Source organism: Candidatus Synechococcus spongiarum SH4, assembly GCF_000586015.1.
Classification (GTDB): domain Bacteria; phylum Cyanobacteriota; class Cyanobacteriia; order PCC-6307; family Cyanobiaceae; genus Synechococcus_B; species Synechococcus_B spongiarum_F.
The window spans coordinates 1-8,502 of sequence record NZ_JENA01000057.1 but is presented as its reverse complement, the minus strand read 5'-3'; the positions used below and the strand labels follow the sequence as shown (position 1 = coordinate 8,502).

The window sequence follows — 8,502 nt, the reverse complement described above, 5'->3', positions numbered from 1 at the left end:
CCCTCTCCCACTCCTGGGGGAGCGGCGGCTACGCGGGAGAGGGGGACAACGATGGTGATGGAGACTTCAGCAGCACCCTACTGGGCCTGTTCCCCTATGGCCGTTACGCCCTCACCCCACGACTGGGTGTGTGGGCCGTGGCGGGGTACGGCTGGGGACAACTCTCCCTCACACCAGATGGGAGCAAGAGGGAGTACAAGCCCGGCAGCACCATGGTGATGGGCGCAGTGGGCATGGACGGCCTACTCATCGATGGCGGCGCCGAGGGGCTGAGCCTCACCACCACCATCGATCTGCTGAGCCAGAAGACCACCACCGAGCAGGTGGATGCTCTCCCCTCCAGCGAGGGCAGCGTCTCCCGGCTGCGGGTGGGGTTGGAGGCGGGCCGCCCCTTCCCCCTGGCCAACGGTGCGGCGCTGCTCCCCTCGCTGGAGGTGGGCATGAGACAGGACAGCGGCGATGGGGAAACCGGCTTCGGCCTGGAGGTGGGCGCAGCTCTGGCATGGAGCGATCCACAACGGGGCATCAGGGGCGAACTGAAGGGGCGCTCCCTGGTGACCCACGTGGACGAGGAGTTCCGGGAGCAGGGCTTGGCCCTCTCCTTCGCCTGGGACCCCTCCCCCACCAATCGGGGACCCTCCCTCGCCCTGGGTCACACCATGGGCGCACCCGCATCGGGCATGGATGCCCTCCTCAATCCCGCCGGCATGGAGGGGTTGGACGACGCCAGCAGCGGGGGGCAGCAGTTCGAGGCGCAGTTGGCCTACGGCTTCCCCACCCACAACAACCGCCTCACCCTCTCCCCGTCGCTGGCGGTGGCGCTGGCCCCTACCGGCAGGAGCTACGGTATGGCGTGGGCACTGACCCCCTATGCCCAACAGGATCAGGCGGAGCCGTGGGAGATTTCCCTGGAGGGTGAACGGCAGGAGAACGGCCCCACTTCCCCAACGGAGCACTCCCTGGGGCTGCAGTTCTCTTTGCTGTTCTGACGGCATGGTCAGGTCAATAAGAGGGGCGCGGCCCGGCTTAGGACAGGAAGCTTCTTCCCCACCCGATGCCGGCATCCAGGAAGGCGCAGCCAGTACGCTTACATAGGCCGCAGATTGGCTACACCATGCCTTGCAGGGCGTCCGTGGCCATGGCGGCCATGGCCTGGCTGGTGGCTTTGGGCAGGCGCACGTAGCGGCCCATGGCGGCCTGGGCCAGATCCTCGCCAAAGCCGCTGCGGATGAATTTGCGCTCCGTGTCGATCACCAGCAACTTGATGCCCAGCCGCACATACTGGGCCGCCACCTCCAACAGTTCCTGGCGCACATCCTTGCCGGGGTCCTCCCCCTGACCCAGGGAGCGGCTGAGGGGAACGTTGCCCCGCCCGTCCGTAATGGCCACCACCACCACCTGGGCGATGTCGCCCGCGGCGATGCGTTGACCCCCACCCGGGCCGCCTGGGTGAGGCCGTGGGCCAGGGGTGAGCCACCCCCACAGGGGAGTGTTTCCAAGCGCCGCCGCGCCGCCGTAATGGAGCGGGTGGGGGGGAGCAGCACCTCCGCCTGTTCCCCCCGGAAGGGAATCAGGGCCACCTGGTCGCGGTTTTTGTAGGCTTCCCCCAACAGACGCAGCACGGCCCCCTTGGCCGCCTGCATCCGGTTCAAGGCCATGGAGCCGCTGCTGTCCACCAGAAACACCACCAGCGCCCCGGCTCGCCGCTCCAGTTGCTTGGCCCGCAGGTCGTTCTCTTCAATGACGACAGGGCGGCTGGCATCCCGTTGGCGGCGTTGCTTCTGGTAGGGCGCCGCGGCCCGCAGGGTGGCATCCACCGCAATCCGTTTCACCGGCCCCCGCGGCAGCATGGGGCGCACGTAACGGCCCCGGCTGTCACTGTTCACCACCGCCCGGCGACCACTGCGCCCGGCCCGGGATTGCGCCGCCTGGAACACCAGCAGATCCGGATCCACCGCCGCCGCTTCCGGCTCCAGGAGAAACTCCTCCGGGACAGTGGCGGGGTCCTGCTGTTCAGGATCCTTGTCCGTGTCCTCTGGCTGCTCCGGTTCCGTGTCCGGTTCGTTGTCCGTCTCCTCCTGACCTGTGTCCGGTTCTGGGGTGGGTGGAGGCTGATTCTGGGTCTGCCGGCGCTCATCAAACCGGGCCCGGGGCGCAATGACCAGTTCCACCGCGGTGCGCAGATCCTCCGCCGCCACCTCGTCCCGCCCCGCCAGGGCCGCCGCTGCCCTGGCCACCCCCATGGCAAACAACTCCGCCCGATGTCCTTCCACCCCGCCCCGGATGGCTTCTTCCACCAGATAGGCCACCTGGGCCGTGCTGATGCGCACGTCCGGGAGCCACTGCCGCGCCAGCAACAATTGGGTGGCCAGGGCGTCGGTCTGCTGCCGCCAGTGCTCACGGAATCCCCGGGAATCACGGGTTGCGTCCAGCACCGTGGCAACCGCAGCAGCCCGGTTGTCCCGGCTCAGCAGTTGATCGGCGCTGATGGCCATGGCGAAGCGGTCCAGCAGATGGTCCCGCACGGGTCCCTCCTCCGGGTTGTAGGTGGCCAGCAGCAGGCAGCGACAGGGATGGCTGGTGCTGATGCCTTCCCGCTCAACCCGATTGCAACCACTGCCCACCGCCTCCAGCAGCAGGTTGATGATGGCGTCGTCCAGCAGGTTCAGCTCATCCAGATAGAGCACCCCCCGATGGGCATCCGCCAGCAGCCCCGGCTGGAACACCGCCTTGCCGCTGCCGAGGGAGGCGCCCACGTCCACGGCCCCCAACAGCCGGTCCTCGGACACGCCAACAGGAACCTGCACAAAAGGGGCTGGCGCCACCTGGGTGGGCAATTGTTGGGGCGCCACGCCGGCCCAGCGCTCCCGGGTTGCGGGGTCCCAGTCCTGGGGATCCCGGGGATCGCTGTTGAGGCTGCCGGGCAGGATTTCAATGGGGGGCAACAGGGCATGGAGCCCCCGGGCCAGCACCGATTTGCCCGTACCACGGCGACCGGCAATCACCACACCCCCCAGGCCGGGATCTACCGCCGCCAGGAGGAGGGCCAGTTTGGCCGTGTCATGGCCCGTGACGGCGGTCAGGGGAAAGGCCTGCCGCGCCACGGCGCCCACACCGGCAAAGGGAACAGGGCTTGCGTCGCTGGCAACCATGGCAGGGGATCCGGTGGTTGGGCATTGTAGAGCTTGACTTCCTGCCCGCCCCGGAGGGGAGGAGGGGTGGTGGCGTTCGCTGTTAAACTATGGATTCCCGCTTTCGGGGGAATGCGATTTTTTCCTCCTGTAGGCCACGTCGAAGCTGGCGTTAATCACGAACCGCTTGAAGTCCGGGTTGTCCATGAAGTGTTTGAAGAACTGGGTATGGTCCTTCATCATGCCCATGATGACCCGCTTCACCGCTGCGGTGTACTCGACACGGGCATTATCGCGATCCGAGTGTGCTCTTGCGTTCCTGAAGGCGGGGTCGTTTCCCGCTCTGGCGGGAATCTCCTCCGTAATTGTCTTTTCGACGCGATCCTTATCCGCCCACGGGATACCACCGAACAGATCGTTGAAGTTGGCGATGATACGGGAGAGCAGATCCAGCTCGGCCTCCCGTTGTCCGCCACTGTCCTCTCCCGGCGCGGGATCGATTTCCCCGTCCTCGTCCTTCAGGAGAATTGCCTGCATGGCTCTCTTCTCGGCCCGGTAGCTGTCCATGTCAACGGTCTCAAGGATGCCTTTTGATAAATCCTCCTCCACCGGCGCCGGCAGCTTGGGAATCAGCAGGTTCAGGAAGATGGAACACTCTTCCCAGCCCCGGTTGTTGTAGGGAAGGATGGAAGAGAGGAAAGCGTAGGTGCGCACGAACGCCTTGGCCTTGCTCTTGAACGCTACCTGGGCGTCTTCGTCCAGGTCGCTCCGATACACCGCCACGCACCGGTTCAATATCGGGTCCAGTTGGTCCCGCTCCGCGCCGTCCAGGTAGCGCCTGACGCAGGCTTCTACTTGATCCGGCCCGTACACCTGGGCATGGTCCAGGTGGGCCTGCAGGTCGTGGAGCTTGTCGGGGTCGGTGGCGTCGGACAAGATCGTGGTGCGGTAATAATCCGAGAAGGCCGCCTTGATGGTCTCCGTGTCGTTCTGGAAATCCAGCACGAACACGTCGTGCTTCCCGGCATGGGCGCGGTTGAGGCGGGAAAGGGTCTGGACCGCCTTGACCCCGGAGAGGGGTTTATCCACGTACATGGTGTGGAGCAGGGGTTCGTCGTAGCCGGTCTGGAACTTGTCGGCGCACACCAGGAAGCGGTAGGGCTCCTCCTGGAACACCTCGGCAATCCTGGCGGCCGGGAACCCGTTGAGGGTGGCCTCGGTCAGTTTTTCATCGCCGTGTTCTCCCGAGAAAGCGACGACGGCCCGGTAGGGGCTTTTGCGCTGCTTCAGGATATCGCGGACGGCATGAAAATACTGGATGGCCCGCTCAATGCCGCTGGTGACCACCATGGCCCGGGCCTTGCCGCCGATTTTCCGTTGGGCGATCACCTGTTCATGGAAATGCTCCACCATGATTTCCGCCTTGTGGCGGACGGCGTATTGGTGCCCTTCCACGTAGCGCCGCAACTTCTTGTGGGCCTTCCCTGCGTCAAACTCCGGGTCTTCTTCCACGGTCTTGGCCAGCTTGTAGTAGCTGCTGACCGGGGTGTAATGCTGGAGCACGTCCAGGATGAACCCCTCCTGGATGGCCTGCTTCATGCTGTAGACATGAAACGGCCGATGGCGCACCGCGCCGTCCCCCTGGGGCTCCGGATCCCCGAAAATCTCCAGAGTCCTATTCTTGGGGGTGGCGGTGAAAGCGTAATAACTAGCGTTGGGGAGCAGCTTGCGGGACGCCATCAAGCGGTTGATGCGGTCCTCGTCGGTCTCCGCCTCCTCCGGGTCACCCGTCTCCCCCAGGGTGCGGGACATGGCGGCGCTGGCTTTGCCCCCCTGGCTGGAATGGGCTTCATCGATGATGACGGCGAAGTTGCGGCCCCGCTGTGGGTTGCCGATTTCTTCCACAATGACGGGGAACTTCTGCACCGTGGAGATAATGATCTTCTTGCCCTGCTCAATGAAGCGGCGCAAATCTCCCGAGTGTTCCGCATGGGCCACCGTGGCCCGCACCTGGGTGTACTGCCGGATGGTGTCGCGGATCTGCTGATCCAGAATGCGGCGGTCGGTGACCACGACGACGGAATCGAAGACGGGCCAGCTATCCCGCTCCAGCCCGATGAGTTGATGGGCCAGCCAAGCAATGGAATAACTCTTGCCGCTGCCGGCGGAGTGCTGGATCAGATACCGCCTCCCCGCCCCGTGCCGGCAAGCATCCTCCAGGAGCCGCCGCACCACCTCCAACTGGTGGTATCTGGGCCAGATTTGCACCTTCTTCGTCCTGCCGGTCTTCCCGTCCTTTGCTGCCACCAGTTGGGTGTAGTTCTCCAGGATGTTGGCTACGCTCTGACGGGTGAGCACCCGGCGCCACAGGTAATCCGTCTTGAGGCCGTCCGGGTTGGGGGGATTGCCGGCCCCCTGCTGCCAACCCCGGTTGAACGGCAGGAACCGGGACGCCTTGCCCTGGAGATGGGTGCAGAACTGCACTTGGTGGTCGTCCACCGCGAAGTGGGCCACGCACCGCCCAAGCCGGAACAGGGGCTCGTGGGGGTTGCGGTCCCGTTTGTACTGCTCAACGGCGTCTTCAAACGTCTGCCGGGTGAGGCTGTTCTTGAGTTCGAAGGTGAAGACGGGCAGCCCGTTGATGCACAAAACCATGTCCAGCGCCCGCTGGGTCTCGTCCCGGCTGTAGCGGAGTTGGCGGGTGACGGTGAACCGGTTCTGCTGGAACCGCCGCCGGGCCGTGTCGTTGTGGAGGGAGGGGGTAACGTAGAACAACTCCAGGTGGTGGGCGCCGTGGCGGATGCCGTTCCGTAGCACGGTAACGACACCGTGTTTGGCGATTTCCTCGTGCAAACGGGCCAGGAACTTGCGGCGGGTGGGGCCGTCCTCCTCCAGCCGGAGGGCGGGGGCGGCGTCCGGCTGGGTGGCGTGGAGGAACGTGCGGAGTTGGACGATGTCCAGACAGTGCTCCCGGTTGTAGTCGTAACGGTTGCCCGGTGACCAACCGCACCCCCCTGGCGCCGCGGCTGGTGCGCCGCTGGTGGGGCCGGCGGGGGGATCACAGGGGTCGCCGGTGAGGGCCTGGCAAATGAGGCGTTCCAAACCCCGTTCGCTGACATCGGTGGTCATGGGCGGTGGCTCCGGCCGGGGTCGGCAAGCTCCGTCCCATCCTGGCAGTTGGCGGTAAGCGGGAGCGGGTCGCCCTTGGGAAGATGGGCAGCCGCTTCCCGCACATCCAGCTTGCCGGTGACCACGTCGGCGATGAGGCGGGTGCGGTATTCGTGGAGGAGGTCAATCTCGCGCCTGACTGCGGCGCGATGTTTTGAAATGCGGTGGTTGGTGTGGGTGAGGAAGTGGGTGATGGCTTTTTGTTCGGGGAGCGAGGGAATCGGGATAAGTGAGTTGGCCAGTAAATGATGCTCAATGCTCTCCACCGTGTGCCTTGCTTTGTCCATTCCCTTAGCAAGAAAGCCTGATTTCCTTCAATCAAACCGTGCAGATACTCACTCTCAATGATCCCATTTCTGGGGTGCAGAGCCTTCATGTCTTGATTGAGCGCCATCGGCACCGTATTGATTGCCACAGGAATCGTTCGCGAAAGGATTCCACTCCTCACAACTAAAAGCACTGCGCCAGATGCTACGATGCTCGTCGCACTGGCTGCTACTGCTTGTCTGGAAATGTGGTCAGTTGTATCATCAATTCGTGTACGGGTCATATCCTTGGGGGACACCCAAGGAATAGGTCCACTCCAGAACGACGCATTGGCCTTTGACGGCGTACCACCTCCCGTGAAGGATACGGTGTACTTCAGCCGCCGCATCTCCCAATGCTCCGGCACCCTCCTTAACCACTCCACGCCAGAATCTCTGTAGGCCGGATAGGGTTGGCCGGTTTGGATGTTGATTTGGCCTGTGACAGCTTGATGGATGATGACCTGCTTTTGCTCTTCCAGGAGTTTGATTAGTTTTTCCTTGGCTTGGATGTGGCGTTGGATGCGTTGAGTGGTGTAGTCGAGGAAGTGGGCGATGGCTTTTTGTTCGGGGAGGGGTGGGATGCAAACTGAAAATGTCCCCAATCGTGTCTCGGCAATTGCAGGATACGCGATTCCCACTGATTCTGACGTGACAAGGTCTGTGAAAGGATTGCTCTGGCATATGTAACTGACAAATTTCGGTAACGTGTTTTTATCTGGCGTCAGCACCGCGAAACCGGTTGAAGCAATCAGAGGTTCTTGGAGGTTGTCAGCATACCAGACTGCCTTCAAGTACGTTCGTACCGTAGAGACAATTGTGTCGCCGTGAGCAACGATACGTCTAGCCCGTGAGGGTGCGTTGCCAAATCGAAGCCGCTTGGGAGTTTCTGTGAGGTAGCCTGTAGAAACGGATCCGATGTCTACATACTGGAATGTGTACTCTGGATCTGTGTCCTCGGGCAAGGTTTTCCTGTTGATTCCCAGCCAATTTTTGAGACGTTGCACCTCCCAATGCTCTGGCACTTGCCCCAGCCACTCCACGCCAGAATCCTTGTAGGCCGGATAGGGTTGGCTGGTCCACGCTTTGGCAGAGGGCTGCCGCATGGTGGCTTTGTGGTTCTCTTGGTAAGGTTTCTCGTTATTTGGCATTGTTGGGCTCCTGTTGGTTTTGGTCACCCTCTTCAGGCTTGACGAATGGTTTAATAATGTGTGTTTCGGATTCGGAAAGCTGTAAATCTTCAGTATTTTTATCTATAATTTTAGCTAACTTAAGTGTACCGCTCCCTTCTGCAAGAAGTCCTGCAACATGAGATAGATATTGGAAGTGTGGCTCGTGATGCTGACACAGTTTTGCAAGCTCCATACCTGCAGTGGTTATCAAGGAGGCCACAGAAGGATAGTCCATTGTCCGCATCTCAAATATCTGGCCTGGTCGTCCTTCAATGATCAAGGCATGGCCACAGTGCTCGCCTACCCATTGTCCGTTGTCTCCCAGCGTTATTCTCTTGGCTTCTCCAAAGCCACCAAGGAGTCCAATTTGCGAAAAACGAACCAGCCAATGAGAACTTTCACCCAACACTTTTTCTAAGCCAGGGTGATCGTGGAAAATGAGATTTGAAATTCGAAAACGCATTAGATCTGAAAAAATTTTTAGCGTCCTGCTGTGTCATATCTCTAAGAATAGAAAGTGTACGCAGTGAGGTTTGCCCAGGAGATTTAACTTCTCCTGCAAGGATTCGTCCCCATAATTTTTGCAGATCTTCGGATGATACATCCTGGGTGCAATCGAAGAAACGAGCGGCCCAGTCCGGGTCAGGATCGTGATCAGGAACCTTCGTGTCTCCCAGTTCTTCAGCGGCGTGGCCTGCAATCACCCCAACGTTCATCAGTCGCTTT

5 protein-coding genes and 2 pseudogenes are annotated in these 8,502 nt (G+C 61.8%); 1 reads left to right on the top strand and 6 read right to left on the bottom strand.

Features of this window, described 5'->3' with window-relative positions; genetic code table 11:
• A partial coding sequence (locus tag BG35_RS13025) for an autotransporter outer membrane beta-barrel domain-containing protein (protein WP_161632527.1) occupies positions 1–989 on the top strand: 989 nt, incomplete at its 5' end.
• A 118-nt stretch (positions 990–1,107) separates the two neighbouring features.
• Here the strand turns inward: BG35_RS13025 and bchD are convergent.
• The 6 genes and pseudogenes from bchD to BG35_RS11980 all read right to left on the bottom strand — a co-directional run.
• Positions 1,108–3,152: pseudogene (gene bchD, locus BG35_RS10205) on the bottom strand (magnesium chelatase ATPase subunit D).
• Between the two features lie 87 nt (positions 3,153–3,239).
• Complete coding sequence (locus BG35_RS0104100; protein WP_025781823.1) at positions 3,240–6,260, bottom strand: type I restriction endonuclease subunit R; 3,021 nt, start codon at positions 6,258–6,260, stop codon at positions 3,240–3,242.
• Positions 6,257–6,586 carry a restriction endonuclease subunit S gene (locus tag BG35_RS13600; protein WP_025781822.1) on the bottom strand — a complete coding sequence of 110 codons (330 nt, stop codon included), beginning with the start codon at positions 6,584–6,586 and terminating at the stop codon, positions 6,257–6,259. Before BG35_RS13600 ends, BG35_RS0104100 begins: the two co-directional genes overlap by 4 nt.
• Positions 6,587–6,687: 101 nt before the next feature.
• A pseudogene (locus BG35_RS14105) lies at positions 6,688–7,710 on the bottom strand (restriction endonuclease subunit S); the annotation flags it as partial.
• Positions 7,711–7,744: 34 nt separating this feature from the next.
• The gene (locus BG35_RS12660) at positions 7,745–8,239 is read right to left on the bottom strand and encodes a hypothetical protein (RefSeq protein ID WP_173399732.1); all 495 of its coding nucleotides are present in this window, start codon (positions 8,237–8,239) and stop codon (positions 7,745–7,747) included.
• Positions 8,175–8,502, bottom strand: a 328-nt coding sequence (locus BG35_RS11980) for a DUF2806 domain-containing protein (RefSeq protein ID WP_152535164.1), incomplete at its 5' end; no start/stop codon positions are given. The genes BG35_RS11980 and BG35_RS12660, both read right to left, overlap by 65 nt.